The 18,334-nt window shown below is 38.4% G+C and carries 14 protein-coding genes; 8 read left to right on the top strand and 6 right to left on the bottom strand.

Translation table 11 applies throughout. The features are described from left to right. Nucleotides 1-127: 127 nt before the first annotated feature. The 5 genes from JJE29_06495 to JJE29_06475 all read right to left on the bottom strand — a co-directional run bounded on the left by JJE29_06495 (nucleotide 128) and on the right by JJE29_06475 (nucleotide 6,026). A complete protein-coding gene (locus tag JJE29_06495; protein ID MBK5252264.1) occupies nucleotides 128-2,158 on the bottom strand; it encodes a glycosyltransferase in 2,031 nt (676 codons plus the stop codon). After that, nucleotides 2,155-3,219, bottom strand: a complete 1,065-nt coding sequence (locus JJE29_06490; GenBank protein ID MBK5252263.1) for a flippase-like domain-containing protein — start codon at nucleotides 3,217-3,219, stop codon at nucleotides 2,155-2,157. The genes JJE29_06495 and JJE29_06490 overlap by 4 nt, the downstream gene beginning before the upstream one ends. Before the next feature lie 83 nt (nucleotides 3,220-3,302). Then, the gene (locus tag JJE29_06485; GenBank protein ID MBK5252262.1) at nucleotides 3,303-4,796 is read right to left on the bottom strand and encodes a metallophosphoesterase; all 1,494 of its coding nucleotides are present in this window, start codon (nucleotides 4,794-4,796) and stop codon (nucleotides 3,303-3,305) included. A gap of 2 nt (nucleotides 4,797-4,798) precedes the next feature. Next, nucleotides 4,799-4,978: a hypothetical protein gene (locus tag JJE29_06480; GenBank protein MBK5252261.1), complete on the bottom strand. Its 180-nt coding sequence runs from the start codon at nucleotides 4,976-4,978 to the stop codon at nucleotides 4,799-4,801. A 226-nt stretch (nucleotides 4,979-5,204) separates the two neighbouring features. Continuing rightward, the gene (locus JJE29_06475; GenBank protein MBK5252260.1) at nucleotides 5,205-6,026 is read right to left on the bottom strand and encodes a nitroreductase family protein; all 822 of its coding nucleotides are present in this window, start codon (nucleotides 6,024-6,026) and stop codon (nucleotides 5,205-5,207) included. Between the two features lie 271 nt (nucleotides 6,027-6,297). Here JJE29_06475 and JJE29_06470 point away from each other — a divergent pair, with 271 nt between their 5' ends. From JJE29_06470 to JJE29_06460, 3 genes are all read left to right on the top strand, one after another. After that, a complete protein-coding gene (locus tag JJE29_06470) occupies nucleotides 6,298-7,503 on the top strand; it encodes an ATP-binding protein (protein MBK5252259.1) in 1,206 nt (401 codons plus the stop codon). Between the two features lie 163 nt (nucleotides 7,504-7,666). Beyond that, entirely contained in the window at nucleotides 7,667-9,289 is a 1,623-nt protein-coding gene (locus JJE29_06465) for a hypothetical protein (GenBank protein MBK5252258.1), read from the top strand. Nucleotides 9,290-9,362: 73 nt separating this feature from the next. Beyond that, nucleotides 9,363-10,475 (top strand): Coenzyme F420 hydrogenase/dehydrogenase, beta subunit C-terminal domain, encoded by a 1,113-nt coding sequence (locus JJE29_06460; GenBank protein MBK5252257.1) that lies wholly within the window; start codon nucleotides 9,363-9,365, stop codon nucleotides 10,473-10,475. 172 nt (nucleotides 10,476-10,647) lie between these two features. On the opposite strand, the gene JJE29_06455 is transcribed toward JJE29_06460, so the two are convergent. After that, entirely contained in the window at nucleotides 10,648-11,787 is a 1,140-nt protein-coding gene (locus JJE29_06455; protein ID MBK5252256.1) for an SEC-C domain-containing protein, read from the bottom strand. A 352-nt stretch (nucleotides 11,788-12,139) separates the two neighbouring features. Between JJE29_06455 and JJE29_06450 the strand changes: the two genes are divergently transcribed. The 5 genes from JJE29_06450 (at nucleotide 12,140) to JJE29_06430 (ending at nucleotide 18,292) form a co-directional block, all read left to right on the top strand. Then, nucleotides 12,140-12,736, top strand: a complete 597-nt coding sequence (locus JJE29_06450; GenBank protein MBK5252255.1) for a type IV toxin-antitoxin system AbiEi family antitoxin domain-containing protein — start codon at nucleotides 12,140-12,142, stop codon at nucleotides 12,734-12,736. A 172-nt stretch (nucleotides 12,737-12,908) separates the two neighbouring features. Further along, on the top strand, nucleotides 12,909-15,578 hold the full coding sequence (locus tag JJE29_06445) for a DEAD/DEAH box helicase (GenBank protein ID MBK5252254.1): 2,670 nt from the start codon (nucleotides 12,909-12,911) through the stop codon (nucleotides 15,576-15,578). Next, nucleotides 15,578-16,294: an SWIM zinc finger family protein gene (locus tag JJE29_06440; GenBank protein MBK5252253.1), complete on the top strand. Its 717-nt coding sequence runs from the start codon at nucleotides 15,578-15,580 to the stop codon at nucleotides 16,292-16,294. The genes JJE29_06445 and JJE29_06440 overlap by 1 nt, the downstream gene beginning before the upstream one ends. Nucleotides 16,295-16,866: 572 nt before the next feature. Next, nucleotides 16,867-17,628: an NYN domain-containing protein gene (locus JJE29_06435; protein ID MBK5252252.1), complete on the top strand. Its 762-nt coding sequence runs from the start codon at nucleotides 16,867-16,869 to the stop codon at nucleotides 17,626-17,628. A gap of 70 nt (nucleotides 17,629-17,698) precedes the next feature. After that, nucleotides 17,699-18,292, top strand: a complete 594-nt coding sequence (locus JJE29_06430; GenBank protein MBK5252251.1) for a hypothetical protein — start codon at nucleotides 17,699-17,701, stop codon at nucleotides 18,290-18,292. The last annotated feature ends 42 nt before the right edge of the window (nucleotides 18,293-18,334 follow it).

Below are 18,334 nucleotides of genomic sequence, written 5' to 3'. Positions count from 1 at the left end.
CATTGTCAATATTTGTGATGAATCTATTTAAGATTCATTCACGCATTTTTTTATTCTTTGTTTGGAAGTTATTATTTGGGCGTAAATTTTCATTATCGATAGTCCCACAATAATTATCGTAAATTAATCAGTAGACACTAATTACGTCGTCTGTTCCGCTAGATCTAACACAAACAACAGGGCATTTCCCCGCCATTGCTTCCAAAAGAACCATCCCTTGTGTTTCAGACAATGAACTGAAAACAAACAAGTCCGATGCCAAATAGTACTTGGAAATCTCTTCTTGATTTACCGAACCAATCAAAATAACTTCATTATTTAGCGAGTGTTCATCTATTAAATTCTGTATATTTTCTCTTTCGGGTCCGTCTCCAATAATCATGCACTTAAACTTTATAGTCGAATGTTCTTTTACAAAATTTAATCCTCTGATTAGAAAATTAATATTCTTTTCTATTGATAATCTCGAAACTGAGCATAATAGTACTTCGCCCTTTGGTGCATATTGATTTTTAATAGTTTCTATGGAAATTTCATCTACAGCTCTATATTTTTCAAAATCTATCCCTGTTGGCAATATAAGTTTTTGTCTGCTTACGCCGACATTCTCCAGATATTCTTTTGCAGATATTGTTGGAGATATGATTGCATCACATTTTTGAGCGAAATTTCTAATAATCCGGTGGGACAATATATTTTTAAATACCAATTTGAAAATCGGCAGGTTGTCAGAATACATTTCCAAACGAGTATGGTATGTTAAAACTACTGGAATATTGTACTGTTTACCTAGGTTAAGTCCTTTTCCACCCATCCAGAATGGATGATGGACATGCACTACATCGAATCTGCTCTTCATAAATTCCTTATCTATTTTAGGTGAATAAATATTTGCAATGGCATAATTGAATTTGCTTGTTTTTTTATAAAAAAGCAATTTACACCGAAACACATCATCTTCATAGTCATATGTTCCTGGGTATTCAGGAGCAAATATCACTACTTTATGTCCTCTTTTTCTCAAAGCGTACGCAAGTCTTTTGATGGAGATTGGAACTCCACCAACAAATGGTAGATAATTGTTTGTAAACATTGCTATACTCAATTTGTCCTTTATATCTATATTACTATTTATTACACTGAAATCCTTATAGTAGTCGACATCTTTAGATGCTTTCCTGTGAAGAAACAAAAGCAAAAACAAAATTGAAAATATGGCCAGTAAAATATTTACAAACTGAACATAGAAAATTGAATGGATAAAAATCCATATACTCTCCATCTTTTGAGTAATGGGATGACGGGAAATCAAAGGTACTTCAATCGGTTCTACGGTTACACCGTCTGGGGAAACTTCCACTTTTAAATAATGAAAAAAATTATTAGAAGTGTCCTTTAAAAGAAGTCCTCCTGCGCCACCGCTCGAATAGTACGGCACGTCTTTAGATATTTTTTTCTCGTAAATCATAGATCCATTAGTAAAAACACCTGTTACTTCATGTATTGAAAATTCATCCAGAAGAAATGTTCTAAAGTCTTTATCCTCAATATAATAATTGTTAAAAACCAGATTTTTTTTAGTCAATTCTATAGGAGCGTCGTTCATAAATACAAATTTATGACTATATCTATCTGCATTATTTAATTCATTCGATATCCAATCTTTTTGCGATTCAATAGGCGTCATGCCCGTTGTATCTATAAAAATAAAATAGTTGTCACCATAAGCAAATGAATAATAATAAGGCCCAAAATGTTTATAAAACCTTCTATCTCCTCCATCAGAAATTTCATTATCACCTATTCCAATTAATACGGGCACCTGAAGTCTTTTTAGTGAATTATTCAACATTCGATATTTATCCTCTGCACCGTCAAGCACTGCATTTCCAGTCGAAAAAGCGAATATAATATCATTATTTGAATTTATTTCATCAATAATTTTGTTTTGAAAAATATCTATAGAATTATTAACCGATCCTACAACTGCAAAAGAAAATAGACTTTTTTCTCCAATCCTTTCTATCATTTTCATGTTTTCATAATTGCAATCTTGAAAATCGGATTCATGATAAAATAGATAAATTTTATATGAGGATATGAGAATAAGGATTAAAACATTGATATATATTAATGTTTTTAATAGGTTTCTATTCAAAAATCCGCCCTCCCTAACTTATTCACATGAATTTTATCGCGATTATTGATGACCTGGATGTAAAATAGAATCATTCCGATGACTACACCGATGTATATTGTAAATAGTCTCCAAGTAAATGTTAACGAAACAATATCTCCCTGACTCACATAATTTGAAAACAAAAGTATAAAGGTTGCTTCAGCAACACCTGAAGCTCCTGGCGTAGGTGCAAAATACATCACAAAAGTTATTACAATCTGTGAAAGTATTATTTCTACTGCCGGTGCAGAAGGATTTAAATCCTTAATTAGCAAAACAGGGAATAGAAATAATGTGAAAAGATATAGCAGAGTAAAAAAAACTGATAGAAATACATGTATTTTGTTTCCGGTAATATACATTTTAATATGATTCGGAAACCGTTTGATCTCACCAATTAATTTATCAAGTAGCGCATGAACTCTGTTGCTTTTTTTTCGCTTTTCAAAATAGAGTTTAATTCTTTTCAAAATATTTATAACAACATCGGGATTCTTGAACAATTTTAAAATTATAAGTATTATCGCTATATCTAACATCACCATAATCCCCACAAAAAACAAAATATTCCTACCTGGAAATAATCTGTCGACGTTCTTGTCAAATATCAGTATTATAGGCGTAAATATTGCGAAGAATATTAGCGGAAGGGCTGTTCTTATTGAAGATCCGGCAATAGCAGCTCCAATCGGCACATCTTTTTTGCTCAGAAAATAGATTTGTGCAACACCTCCTCCGGTTGCAGAAGGCGTTATATTGGATACGAAAATATTTATAAATGCCAAATTTATTATATATTTGATGGAGACATTCACATTGATTGCTTTCAAAGTGAAATAAAACCTTAATGCATCAGTCATATAATATACAACCAAAAGAAATGCAACCTCTATAAATAATTTTTTTGAAAATATCCCCAGCGATAAAAACGAAGATTTATCACTGGCAAAGTGGTAAGCTCCAAGCAATGAAATATAAGATATTGTAAAGAACAATACCAATAGTAATAAGTACTTAATTTTAATATTAACAGTTTTCATAAATTTTGCCCCCGATAAGAACAACCTCTAAAGTTAAAGTTGTCATTATTTTCTCAGCTTTGAACTATTGATCAATTTAATCTTTACTTCTTACCAAATAATTCCTTGAACCGTTTAACAGCAAATTTAGCAATATCGCTCAGCCATTTTCCCAGAGTGTCAATTGGCTGTTTTTTACGTAAATAAATCTTGGCAATTAACAAAAGTATAAGCAATACGAATCCTGCAATGACGAACACAACCGCAAGGGGATTTTCTTTATACATCGCTTCGGTAAACAGCTGTGCAGCCGCCGCATATCGCATAGGGTAGCTGTTCGCCGGGGAGGGTAATTCCACAATTGTAACTGTTTTAACATCTCCAATTTTTGCAATCATATAGTGATAATAGCTGTTTGGGGTTAAAAGCTCTGCTCCTGCACCCCCGGTAATCAGATACCGCACACCATCCTTTGTATATTCCATGTAACTGTGAATATGGGAGAGATATACCGTGTCTACATGATACGTACTCATGATATTTTCAAACTTTGCTGCTTCCAGCGGGTCTTGGAAACCGTGATCCATATTCTTACTTTCGCTGTAATTGTTTAATTTCTGCTCCAACCAATTTCCGTTGCTTTTCATCTCGTTTACATAGTTTGGAATTTCGTTGGTTGTGACACCGCTTCTTGGGTCTTGTGGCGGTATATGTGTAATGACATAAATGCGTTTACCTTGTGCCTTTTTCAAATCTTTTTCCAGCCATGTATACTGTTCATTAGAAATTGCCTGCTTTTCAGCCCATCCTGGAGATGAGTCCAAAAACACAAAATGGCTGTCTGCAAAATCGAAGGAATAATATGCTGGGCCATACAGCATGGTATAGGTGCTTCTCCCATTCCCACGAATGTCATGATTTCCGGGAGTGGTACACAAGGTCGTAGAGATCTCTGATACCATTTGGTCAAATAGTCGGTATTGATTCGGTTTTCCGCTGAATACAAGGTCTCCGTTGTCAATGACAAATGCAGGTTTTTCTCCATTTACCTGCTGAATTATCTGCTCAAAAGTGTCATATCCATCGCGAGTGTCACCGAGGATTATGTATTTATATTTTCCTGCGTTATCTGTACCACTTGGCTTTAATGGATCAATTTTTATTATTTCCCCTGCACTCACTGCAACACTGAATTGCAATGTATTGACCATCACCTTGGTCACAGGTAAGTTACTACCAGTAATGTTCTTTGCATAAAAATCAGGGTTTATATTTTCAATCAGCAATGAAACGGTACTAACATTATCACCTCTAACTGTCACAGCCGGCAGTGGCGATAATGCTCTGATGACAAGGCTTTCTGTACCGCTCTTACCTTTTTGAATGCCTTTTATAAAACCGCCATAAACGGTGACCTCTGCATTCTGTGTTTGATAAGTTGAAGAGGAATCATCCGGATTAAATTGAAGAGGGATGCTTACAAAATCATTACTGATTTTATAACCGTGTGTAGTATTGTAAATAAACGCACCGATACCTGTTACAAGGCAAAGACACAATATTACTATCGCTATGGTGATGATCTTCTTAATTTTCATAGTCACATCCTCTCCTTTTCTTCTTTCAAGCGTTTGTATTCTAAAATTATTAAAACAACTATCGCGACATCAATAAAGATGATAAGCAGCATAAGCGCAGATTGACTATTCATATAGCTGTTATATACCCAATATGCAATAAAAAGCCCAAATACAGCAAACGCTGGAAGGTAGATCCACAAATTTTTCTTCCATAGCCGTTAAAATGCAGGCCATCGGGGCCAAGTATTATACGAAGAAGGAATGGCGTTATCACTGCCCAGGGATATCCGCGGAGGATATTGCGGGACAGAAGGACTGACGGTTTGGGCTAGGCCCCAAAAGAGTACAAATTTAATACCGCCAAGCCCGATTATTGGGGTTTGGCGGTATAGTTGTTTCAATTCATAAATGAGCAATTTGTATCGATTATTTCCAGGAAATATCGACTGCTTTTCTCGGAACGGTTCTTTTATATTCTACGTCAGGATACCCGATTACCATGCAGGTAACTATTTCCTTACCTTTCTTTATATCAAGCAAGTCATGGATTTCTTTGTTTCCATTTGCGGCTCGAACAAAAAATCCGCTAAACAAGGTTCCAAGGCCTAGGGCGTTTATCATAAGTTCCATGTTTGAAGAAGCAAGGGCGCCGCTTATTTGCGACTTGGCTGTTACTATAATGATAATGGGAGCGTTGAAGAATAATTTGTCCTTTTCATTGGGTTTGCTTTTATACTCCTTATGCATGGCCAGCCACATCTTTGCATATCGAACAATGACTTCATTTGTCGGGTCCGTGCCGGCTAAAGAATGCTCTGCAATGCTTTTTAATCTGTCATATGTCAAATCCTTTAATTCATTTAGCTTGTCCTTAACAACTATGAATGACACATCCTGCAGGTTGCTTGCAGTTTGGGTGAATCTTCCGGCTTCGATGATTTTTAAGAGCTTTTCAGCTTCTACATCTTTTGGCTTGAAGCGCCTGACTGTTCTTCTGAATTTAATAAAGTTAAGTAAATGTTCAGCATCGACTTTGAACGATTCTTCCGAATATTCTTTTACTTCTTCCATGTTGTATTCATCGGTGGATATTGCATTTTCAGGACACACGGCGATACAATGTCCGCACTTGAAGCAAGCGACATTTTTTATAAATGCTTTTCCGTTATCCATTACAATGTCAGAGGGGAAACAATCTTTTATGCATTCTCCGCATCCTATACATTTAGTTCTGTCTACATTAATCATAGGTCAAATCTCCCTGTCATATAGTTTTTTGTATCATGAAATATTGCGATTGAAGTCTATTATACGATGGTTCTTTGTACATGTCCAATAATGAATAAACTTCAGCGCAGCGATAAAGGCGCGTAAAAATAATCAAAATCTCTTAATGGTATGCTGTAATTTATTTTTTGCTATCAGAAAAAGTATGCAATAATATAATAATTCCTATTATCAATCGAAAAAAGATTGAAATATGTAATTTTATCAATTATAATTAGGAAAGGAGGCGACTATGATAAATCGAAAAAGGTATATAGATAAACTAATTCAATATAGAGACAATGATTTTGTAAAAGTGATTACTGGTGTTAGACGATCGGGAAAATCATCTTTGCTTGCTTTATTTAAAGAGTATCTTCTTGAACAGGGCGTGGAATTAAGCCGGATTATTGAAATTAATTATGAAAAATTCATGTATGATGATTTAAAAGACGGACAACTATTGCATGATTTCATTAAAGATAAAGTGATTGACAATGAAAGAATGTATTTTCTAATCGATGAAGTGCAGGAGCTGCCTGAATGGGCAAAAGTGATAAACAGTTTAAGGGCTAGCTTTAATGCCGATATCTATGTTACCGGTTCAAATTCGAGAATGTTTTTAGGGGAACATCTTACGTATTTGTCTGGGCGGTATATAGAAATTAAAATATTGCCTCTATCCTTTAAAGAGTTTCTTGAGTTTAGATCTTATGATGAGGAAAAGGCAGAGGAACATTTTAATGAATATCTTCGTGTTGGATCGTTTCCGGCGGTCAGCTTAGCTAATCAACAAGAATTGGTTGAAGCAATACTGTCAGGTTTGTTTGATTCGATATTTACAAGGGATATTATTCTTAGAGGTAAGATAAGAGATGAAGGCGCTTTTTATAAGGTGGCAAAGTTTGTGTTTGAAAACATTGGCAATAATACCTCGGCTAATGCAATCAAGAACACAATGATATCACATGGGCATAAAATTACTTCCGATACAGTAGACAATTACCTTCGGCAAATGTGCGATGCGCATTTGCTTTATCAATGTGAGAGATATGATATCAGAGGAAAAGAACGGCTGAAAACCAACGGGAAGTACTATGTAGTAGACACAGGTCTTCGAAATAAACTTATAGGATATAGACAAGGAAATATAGGGCATGTGGTAGAGAATATCGTGTACCTTCAATTGCTTCGATTAGGCTATGAAGTAACAGTTGGAAAAAATTTGTCCCATGAAGTGGATTTCATTGCGGTGAAAGGATCTGCGAGACTATATTTTCAGGTTAGTTTAACTGTACTCGGTGATAGTACTTACGACAGGGAGATGAATTCGCTGCTGAAAATTAATGACCAGTATCCTAAATATTTAATAACAATGGATAAAATAGATTTATCAAAAGACGGTATAGTACATCTGAACTTGTTTGATTTCCTCTTGGAGCGGGTTGATTTAGTATAGGCTCTCATGTAATAGAATCACATATATAATGAGACGCATAGGCGGAAGCTATGCCAATTGCTACAACAATAAATATGATCGCATAGGGGACCTATTATATGAATTAAAAGGATATATCGGAATAAGAGTAAACATCGCGAAATAATCGGAAGGGGTGCAAAAGATGAACAATAGATTTTATTCTAAAGATGAAAGGGATGTTCTGGGGGCATTAAATGACAAACTTGGAACTAATCATCGAGGCAAACCATATGATTTCAATAATAAAAACGATTTGAAAGAGTATGCGATATTGCTTGTCGGTAGGTACATGGACTACCATAAGAATTGGTCAATAAGTGATTCTCTTTTTAGCGAATTGGATGAAAGTATTGAATTGTATACTCCACTAACTTGGGTAGCAATGAGTGAAGAAGAAGTTTCGGGTGATGAAATGATATTAGAAACCATTTCGGCTTTGGGAGTTGTGGAAAACAACTTATATGAGTTATGTATGCGAGTTGAGAAAGATTTGAAAGATCTGCTTAAAATCATAATGCAAAAATCGGACGAAATCCAAAGATTCATATGGAACAATATATATTACTTTGATGATGATGGCCTAGAAGCGCTTTTCAATGAATTTACTGAAGGACCATACACATATACGCTGGAAGAATCCTTTGAATTATTCTGCAATTTGATGAAAGAAAATGAAAATAAGAAAGCAGACACGGATTCTTTAGATGACGATGAGCCAATATTGCTGCATATGGAATTAATAAACGAATGGTGCAGTGAAGAACACAGGAAATTGTTGATGAAATATGCCGATACTACAGAAAGAGGGACAATAACAAGGGATGTCCTGATTCCCGCGGATATGCCCCTGCATAATCTTCACTATGCGATTCAAAGACTTTTCGGATGGCAAAACTCTCATCTCAGGGCGTTCAGATTAGATGAAAAAGACTATGAGCGCCTTACGGGAAAGTGCGTGAGGGAGTGGGCGAAGCTTGTTGGGATTTTGTTTCAGGGATTGCCGTATGATGAAGATGATCAGTTCTGGGACGACGATTATATTTATGGAAACATCAAGGTATGGCTGAGAAAAAAATATATAGGTCCATATGTCTTTGGAGGGTATACCGAGGATTATGACGAGGCTAAGGGCAGTGTCGAGGAGATGATTCGGCGCTTCCCTATAGTTGAAGTTAGGGAGTCTTTCTATGACTATCATGAACGCATTAAAGACAAAAAGGATGATGAGTCGGAGAAAACAAAAATTATCAAGAAAGCCCCGATTCTCGATTTGACAATCAGGGAGCTGACAAATTCGATTTCATTTGACTCGGCGCTTGACGAATTGCTTGAAAGAATACCCGTGGCTGAAGTTCTTGGGGTCAAAGGCGGCAAGTTGGCGGAATGCGAGGAAATTCAAAAATGGATGGACGGACATGCTTTGAAACCGGTAACGGACAAGTTGATCTACAATTATGATTTTGGAGATAATTGGGTTGTTGAAATAACAAGATTCAGTGACTGGAAAGAGCTAAGCGAACAAGATGTTATAGAAGAAAACTGGTTAAGTGAAGCAGTTGGTATTGTTAATGACAAACATAAACCGGTCTGCATAAACAAAAAAGGTGGATATGTAATGGATGATGTCGGAGGCATGGGCGGTTTTGCCGATTTTCTCTACAATATATATAAATCGGAAGATATGGAGGAAAGGGAAGCATACAGAGAATGGGCTAAAAGCATGGGATGGAGAAAGAAGAAAGTCGAGTTGGAAAAGATGCTCTGATTTTTTGGTGGCATGGAAAGCTTATTTTATGTCCGCGGATTGGTGTAGAATATAGGTAAAGAGGTGAATGGCTATGATTTTATATAAGGAGAAAAAGGACTGCTGCGGTTGCGGTGCGTGCGCAAATGCATGTCCTGCAGATGCAATTTCTATGACTGCGGACGAATACGGATTTTTGTATCCGGAGATCAACTCGGAATTATGTTTGGAGTGCGGGCTTTGCCTTGAGGCGTGCGGTTTCCAGAACCCGGGAAAATGGGGGAGAAGCCCTATTGCCGCGTATGCAGCCGTAAACAGGGATGATGCCGTTCTCGAATTGAGCGCATCCGGAGGTGCATTCGGCGCTCTTGCCAAGATGGTGCTCGGCAGAGGCGGCCGGGTCTACGGCTGCGCCTACGATGGAGACATGACTGCTTTTCACAAAGGCATAGACGGGATTGACGGCCTGAGTGAACTTCAGGGTTCAAAGTATGTTCAAAGCGAAATGGGAAGGGTTTTTGCTGATGCGGCCGAGTATCTTTCAAGAGGCCAGTGGGTGCTTTTTACGGGAACTCCTTGCCAGATTGCAGGCCTTAGGGCTTTTCTTGGGGAGAATCCGGAAAGGCTTATAACTGCGGATCTAGTCTGCTACGGTGTGCCCAGCCCCGCTTTTTTCAAGGCCCAGGTCGAGACACTGGAGAAGGAACTTGGCGGAAGAGTTACGGACTTCAGATTCCGGGACAAGGACAACGGATGGGATTCCATGAAGGCCAAAGTGGTCTATGACAAGGGCGGAGAGGTACTGGAGACATCGATTGAGGCAAAGGACCTTGTCTATTACGACCTTTTTAATAGGGCTGACATACTGCGGGAGAGCTGCTATGTTTGTCCGTTCGCATCCGGCATAAGAACCGGGGACTTTACCATTGGAGATTTCTGGGGGATAGAGAAGTTCCATCCTGAAGTTGATACAGAGAAAGGCGTTTCAGTACTGCTTGCAAACAGCGAAAAAGCCCTTTCACTTATGGGTGAAGTGGAAAAAGAAATGCTGCTGGTGGAATCGGATTTCAAGAAGGCAAGCCATGAGAATGGCCAGCTTAGAAGGCCTGTCGCTTTTGGGTCGAGGAGGAGCAAAGTTCTTTCGGCGTGGACGAGTGGCGGTTGGAAGGCTGTAGAAGATGCAATAAGCGGAGACGAATCCTTTTGATTATTTTTCATATAATAGCTTAAAAAACAATAAACGTGATAATGCCACGAATATAATAAAAAAAACGTGATATTATCACGTTTTTGATTTGTAGTGTGGAATCGCTAGGGACGGATTTTTGGGTTTGAAAAATCGGTCCCTAGGTTTCAACTTTACGACGGAAAACTGCTGATTAATGAATTCGCGTCACATTGTTCTTTTCGTCTTTTGCAAGGCAGCATTTCTTGTATTTTTTTCCACTGCCGCAGGGACATGGATCGTTGCGGCTGATTTTTTTGATTGGGTTTGCTGGCTTGTGTATACGAGAAATTTTTCTATCTAACAAATCTGATGGGGAGTTGCCTTTCAGAATCCATTTCGGGCTGTGGTTGTGATAATCCATTATGATGTGGGTTACAGAATTTAAATCATCCAAATCCTTGGAGTTTATGCATTCCAAAACCTGTTTAATTGCTTCTATGATTTTTTCGTCGTTCAAGAAGGAAAGTTGGAGAAGGTCAATGGCCTCATCCAAGCCATCTTCATCGAGTATTTCGTGATCATATATTGCATTTAGCATGTTATCAAGATAGGGTTGTGATTTTTCTGTTGTGCGGTAGTAGCAAAGGGTGCTGATATCTTCAAGAGAAAAATTGTATGGCTCGAGTTCCGGTTTTTCGAAGAGGATGCTAATAGGGTCATCGACATAATCATGCACGAGAAAAGGTTTGCCGTTTATGAACAGCAAGTTGCTGTCTAAATACATGAAGACCGCTGTCTCTATCCAGTTCTTGAGTTCGTATGAATTCATGGGTTCTAACACAATTGAGTTTAATATTTCAACCAAATTGTCAATTTCTATTAGACCGTATAGATTAATTAATCCTTGGATGAGGATTACTCTAAGATGATTCTGTTCAATTTTTTTTATAGCATTGGCATTTGTGGGAATCAGCGCTTTCAATTCATTTGGAATCATTAATTCTATATTATTGTTTACTATTGTGAAAAAACCTATACCCCTTATGAGAAGGTCATCTACAGCAATGGAAACTTCAGGATCGTCAACGGGCAGTTCCAATTCTTCTGTCATAAGTGCGTATGAAGGCCATGGCACAGTTTCGAACCATTCCGGCATGGATTGTGTGATTTTTTTAGATAAAGCTTCAACCAATTCCTGCTTTTTGAAGGTAGAAGGTATTGAGAACATCCATGCGCGCTTTATGTCGAGAAGCTGCTCCTTGGTATTGCGGGCCAAGAATTCCGCAACGGATGCGTCTCGAGAGATTGGTTTGGATGATTTTTTTAGAGTTGTGTCTAAACGACTTTTCATGAAATTCTCCTTTGCCTTTTTTTCTATCATATCAAAAAGATGGGATAAAATCATTAATTTAATTGCCGTTACTAAGCAATGGAACGGAATTGTTGCTTTATTTCAGGTTCATAATGTAATGAAATTACCTTGTGGTGAGAACAATGACGAGAGCGGCCAGAGAAAAAAGCCAAAGTTGAATATACATATAATGGTGAAATATAATAGGCAAGAGCATATTCGAAGATGACGAAGACAGACAAAAGCTACTGCAGACTTTGGTATTATGGACGTTGAAAATCAATAATTATCGTGGTATAATTGCACTGTAATATTCGCATTTAAAATGCAAAGAGGATAATGAGGTGCAAATATGATTGATATGAGAAAAATTATTGATGAGTTTCATAAGCATGGAGGTATCCTTAAAACTGCACAACTGAACCAATTGGGACTTGGCAGCCGCCAGATCAAAAGACTTCTTGAACAAGGTAAACTTTCGAAAATCAAACAAGGCTTTTATGAACTTTCGGATGAAGTGAATGCTGAAGAGGCAATCATTGCCAGGCTGTTCCCATATGCTGTGATATTTTTGGAAAGTGCACTGCTTCATTATAATTATATAGACAGGATTCCGCCTGCTTGGCAGATTGCTGTTGATAGAGATAGCGAGAAGAGTCAGTACGATATTGATTATCCTTATATTAAGCCTTTCTATCAGGAATATAAATTCTTGAGTGTGGGACTAACTAGTATTGTGATAAATGGGGTGAATGTGCGAATCTTTGACAGGGACCGCACGATGTGTGATGTTATGCGCTATGAGAGGAAACTTGAAAAGGAAGTATTTTCAAATGCAGTCATGCGTTATATCAGGGATTCTAAAAAGAACATCAGACATCTATTTGAATATGCAGAGATATTCAACATCAAGAGGAAAGTGGAGTCGCAGATAGGGAAGTGGCTATAATGGGCAGTTTGAGTGAATCTGATTGGCTGTATAGATAAGATACGGACACCATTTAGCATTGATTTTGGCATTTGTGATGAGATTATACCTTGAGCGGTTGAAAGAACTCTTCCGGTTCTTTTGGATGATTTTACAGATGAATTTACGGGTAATTTTAAGGAGGTTCAAAATAATGTCTCGAATAAAAAGACGAGAAGTGCAACAACTATATGCCTATTTCACACCGGAAGGTTTTGTGGTAGAGGAGGTAGAGGAGGTAGAGGAGGTAGAGACAGAACAGCCGGATCCCCTAAAGGAATGGGCGAGTCTATTTGAAGATGACAAATATAGCGCCTTATTCCATCTTGGTTTTTTAACGAAGGCAAAATGGTTTTCGCCACCAGTTGAATATCTATATGGTATTGCAGAATTGTTGGTTAAAAAAATATGCCAACATGCAGAGCTTGAATTCGACAGGGATTCCGTTCAGGTTGATTTGGATGATGATGAGATCGATATGCTTAAAGATAAGTTGCCATTTGCAATTGGCATGGAATATGTCGACGACGATTGGATTCGGAGTATATGGGAAACTCTATTAATTGTTTTCAGGACTGAAATCAAGGGCTATGAGGGTACGGTTGCCAGGTATTTTTCCGAGCATAACGATAATATCAACATAGTGGGAAGGGTGTTCTTTCATTTGGTTGAAAACAAGAAAGATCAATATCCCTTTGCTTTTATGGCTACTTATTCAACAAAACCGGTCAAAAGCAAGCGAGCACTGCATACCCCTTTGAAAAATGCTTTAGAGGAATTTGATGGTGATGAAAAGAAGCTGCTTTCTCTCATCTCAACGGTTGCCAAAGCTGCCGAAAAGAGCAGTTTCATTTCTGGCTTGATGGAAAGCGGCGAATTGTTCTCGCCGCTGAAATTCACTGTGGAAGAGGCATATACGTTTTTAAAGGAGATTGCGATTTATAAAGAGGCCGGCATAATGTGCAGAGTGCCGGATTGGTGGCGTAAGCGCAGCAATTCGATTCGACTTTCGGTCGTTGTAGGAGAAAAAGAACCATCCAAGGTTGGATTGGATGCTATTATGGACTTTTCACCATCTCTAAAGATAGGAGCTGACGCGGTTGACGAACAGGAATTAAGAGCATTTTTGGAAATGGCAGAGGGGCTGGTTCAATATAAAGGCAAATGGGTTGAGATTGACAAAGCGAAGTTGGAAGCAGCACTTCAGGCCTTTGATAAGGTAAAAGACTTGGCAAAAGATGATGCTTTATCTCTTGGAGATGCCATGAGGCTGGAATTAAACATGAACAAGTTGCTGGATATTTCAACTGATGAGATTGACGTATCGGTTTCCAATGGGCAATGGTTCAAAGCGATGAAGGAAACCTTGGGTTGTCCAGCGAGTATGCAAAAGGTTGACATAGCACCATCATTCCACGCGATCCTGCGGGAGTATCAAGGAAACGGTTATCAGTGGCTCTATCAAATGTCCCGATTGGGATTTGGTGCTTGTTTGGCAGACGACATGGGACTTGGTAAAACGGTTCAGGTGATTGCTTTTTTGGAATACTCAAGAATCCATAACGGTGGGCAGGCGCTTTTAATTCTTCCGGCCTCTTTGATTGGAAATTGGCAGAAGGAAATCGAAAAATTCGCACCTGAAATGTCTTATCAAATTTTGCATAAAAGTGATCTGAAAAGTTCGGAAACTATTCAAATCAGGGAAAATCATTTTTTGTATATCACCACATATGGTATGGCCAGACGGTTGGAAATATTAAAGAGCAGACAATGGGACTGCCTAATCCTGGATGAGGCTCAGGCCATAAAGAATCCGGGAACGAAGCAGACAAAAGCTATAAAACAGATTCCGGCCAAGATGAGAATTGCTATGACTGGAACTCCGATTGAAAATAGACTAAGCGATTTGTGGTCCTTGTTTGATTTTTTGAATCAGGGGCTTTTAGGAACAATCAAAGAATTTGCAGACTTTACGAAAGGGCTTGCAGACAACGCAATCGGTTATGCAAAGTTGCGCAAGATAATACAACCATTCATATTGAGAAGACTGAAAACCGATAAAAGTATTATATCGGATCTGCCTGAAAAACTGGAAATGAATGCCTATACCACCTTGTCACAAAAGCAGATTGTTCTTTATAAAAAGTTGATAGAGCAGATTGAAGAGAAGTTGCAAGTAACGGAAGGCATTGAGCGAAAAGGGCTTGTCTTGTCCAGCATAATGAAATTTAAGCAGATTTGCAATCATCCGGATCAATATCTGGGCAGAGAAGACTATAAGCCGAAGCATAGCGGCAAGTTTGAACAATTGGGAGAAATATGCGAAACAATCCGCGAGAAAAGAGAAAGGGTCATTGTTTTTACTCAATTCAGGGAGATGACGGAACCGATTTCGGATTTTCTCAAAGGCATATTTTTGAAAGAGGGATTCGTGCTTCATGGCGGCACATCTGTGAAAAGACGAAATGAAATGGTAAAGCAGTTCAATAGTGAGCAATATATTCCTTATATGGTACTTTCTCTTAAGGCGGGTGGGGTAGGATTGAATCTTACTGCCGCAAATCATGTGATTCATTTTGACAGATGGTGGAATCCGGCTGTTGAAAATCAAGCTACGGATCGAGCCTTCCGTATTGGACAAACGAAGAATGTCATGGTACACAAATTTGTGGCAAAGGGCACTATAGAAGAAAAGATTGATGCCATGATTCAAGAAAAACAGAAATTGGCAGGAGACATTCTAAGCGCCAACGGTGAAAAATGGATAACAGAGTACAATAATGAAGAACTGATGGAAATATTTTCGCTAAGGGGTGATGAATAATGGGTTCTTATGGATTCCCAAAGTATGAATCGGCAGCGGCGAAAAAAGCAAAAGCGAATAAGGCTTTAGAAAAATTAAAAAAGAAAAATCCGGAAATCGAACCCGTGATTATTGAAGGAAGGGCATTGGCAAAAAACTGGTGGGGAAAGGCATGGAACTTAAATTTGGAAAGTTATGCGGACTATAGCAATAGAATTGCAAGAGGCAAAAGCTATGTTCGCAATAATGCAGTCTTGGATTTGAAGATATCTAAAGGAAAAGTAACGGGAAAAGTTAAGGGAAGCAGGGCAAAACCCTACGATGTAGAGATTGTAATTGATGCCTTAAGCAACGAAAAGTGGGAGCAGGTCACGGAGCTGTGCAATCATAGAATCGATTCCTTGGAACAATTGATTACTGGGGAATTTCCAAAGGAATTGGATGTTTTATTCACCGATAAAAAGTATGGAATGTTTCCGTCTCCAAAAGAAATTCATTTTGACTGCAGCTGTCCGGACTGGGCCAATATGTGCAAACATGTAGCGGCGGTACTATATGGAATAGGCGCAAGATTGGATAATAATCCTATGCTTTTTTTCACGCTTAGAGATTTAGACTGGCAGGATTTAATCAGAAAATCGATGGAGCGAAAATTGGAAAGCATGCTGAAAAATGCGGGAAGGAAAAGTAAGAGGGAGATTGCAACCGAAGACATATCCGATATATTTGGGCTATGATAAATCACCGGGGACGGTTTCAAGAGCGGATTGAAAGTGGCACAATAGATGGTTGCAATTTGAAGATTGAAAAGTAGAAGAAAGATTTATTATACGCAGAGAGGGTCTTAGGTTGTTATCAGCATAAGCCTCTAATAGAACCGTCGGGACGACGGGGATAGCTTAGTTAATAAGAGAAACCGCTGACACTAAAGAAACATTTTGGTATCAAGTAAGCTCTGTTCCTAAGAATCTCGCGACTTTAGTCGTGAGAGGTTCAATTTTAAAAGAATATAAACAAATCAGGCTTTCACGCTGCAGGGATTTTGTGGTGCAGCGTGCTTGAAAAGTGCGTGATTTTGAATAGAAAATTCAAAATTAACAAATGGTTTTTACATTGCCATTGAAAAATTTGGTAATATAGAGATGTATAAAGATTAATAATGAAATCATTCTTTACTATCATATGAAAGAAGATATACTGAGCAGTTGCGGATTCGGACGGATTCAGATGTCTGATTAGTCTGCTGTAAGCAAGGGAGAATGAACAGCACAGACGGGTTTTTCTATAGAATAAGCGAAGGGGTGGCAATATGCAGAAGGACAAGAAGATAGCAATATTGATTGATGCAGACAATGTTTCGGACAAATACATTAAATTTATAATTGACGAGATTTCAAACCAAGGGACACCTACATACAAGAGAATCTACGGGGACTGGACAAAACCGCAACTTGGGGGTTGGAAGAATATTCTACTCAAGCATTCAATAAATCCAATTCAACAGTATGGCTATACGACGGGAAAAAATTCGACAGACGCCGCACTGATAATTGACGCAATGGACATACTATATTCCGGCAATGTCGACGGGTTTTGCATCGTCTCGAGCGACAGCGATTTCACGAAGCTTGCGATGAGGCTTAGGGAGGCGGGCATGCAGGTTATAGGAATGGGCGAGAAAAAGACACCGAAGCCATTCATAGCCGCCTGTGAAAAATTCAAATATCTGGAAGTTTTAGCATCTATGGCTCAGAATTCGGAAGAGGATACAAACAAGAAGAAACCCGAGCAGGACGAAATTAAAAATGGAATGACAAGCAAGGACCAATTGGTGGAAACAATTAGGACCATAATAAACGAGATATCCGACGAGGATGGATGGGCCTACATGGCGGAGATAGGCAGCGTGCTGAATAAACGCTACACAGATTTTGACACTAGGAACTACGGGTTCACAAAGCTTACACCTTTTGTGTCTTCTCTGAAGAAATTCGAAATTCGTTCAGTGAGGACTAAAGCCAATACGACACTTAAGTATGTAAGAAACATGACCGATTCAAAAAAGGACTAAAAAGGGACAGACATTTTGGAGTCCTTTTTTGATATTGTTTCATTTGAAGAACATAAAGGGAGTAAGTATAATGAAAAAGACTTTAAAGGTTGCAGCGGTGGTCCTGGCCGCAATGATAATTGCGGGAGTTGCATTTCTTATTGTTGTAAGAGGGCAGTTTTCAGCTCATTTGAAAGAGGCCTATCCCGGCAAGACATTTTCGGTCGGATTCGTGATTGTAGATCCCATATCTGGCAATTTCGTTTCGAAAGCTGATTGCCTTGATGATTATACGAATTTTACTGTTTCAAAGAGCTGGAACACCAAGAAGATTTCGGACAACTATCCGGCCTCAAAAAGCCAGATGCAATATAACGCTATGACAGGGGATATATTTGAGGCGAGCCCGATTATTGTCGAGATAGAAAGTGTAACGGGCGTCGGGAAAAAGCCGTTTGACGGAAGCGGGAACTTCGACCAAATCAATTTCTATCTTGCAGACGAGAAAGAACATGCTTCGGACATCGAAGCCATCTTGAGAATCCTCGATGCCAGCGGAATAGAGGCTCAAATGATAATTTGCACATATGAAATGGATAAGCATGTATATGTGGCAAGATTGTCTTCTGAGGATTATGGGCTGAGCAGTGATGAGATAAAAAACCGGATAGAAATGCTAAAATAGGAAGAAGACCGGAAAAAGGCAGTTGTTTTCGTGTCTTTTTTT

Source organism: Peptostreptococcaceae bacterium, assembly GCA_016649995.1.
Classification (GTDB): domain Bacteria; phylum Bacillota; class Clostridia; order Peptostreptococcales; family BM714; genus BM714.
This window is presented reverse-complemented; position numbering and strand designations above follow the sequence as displayed.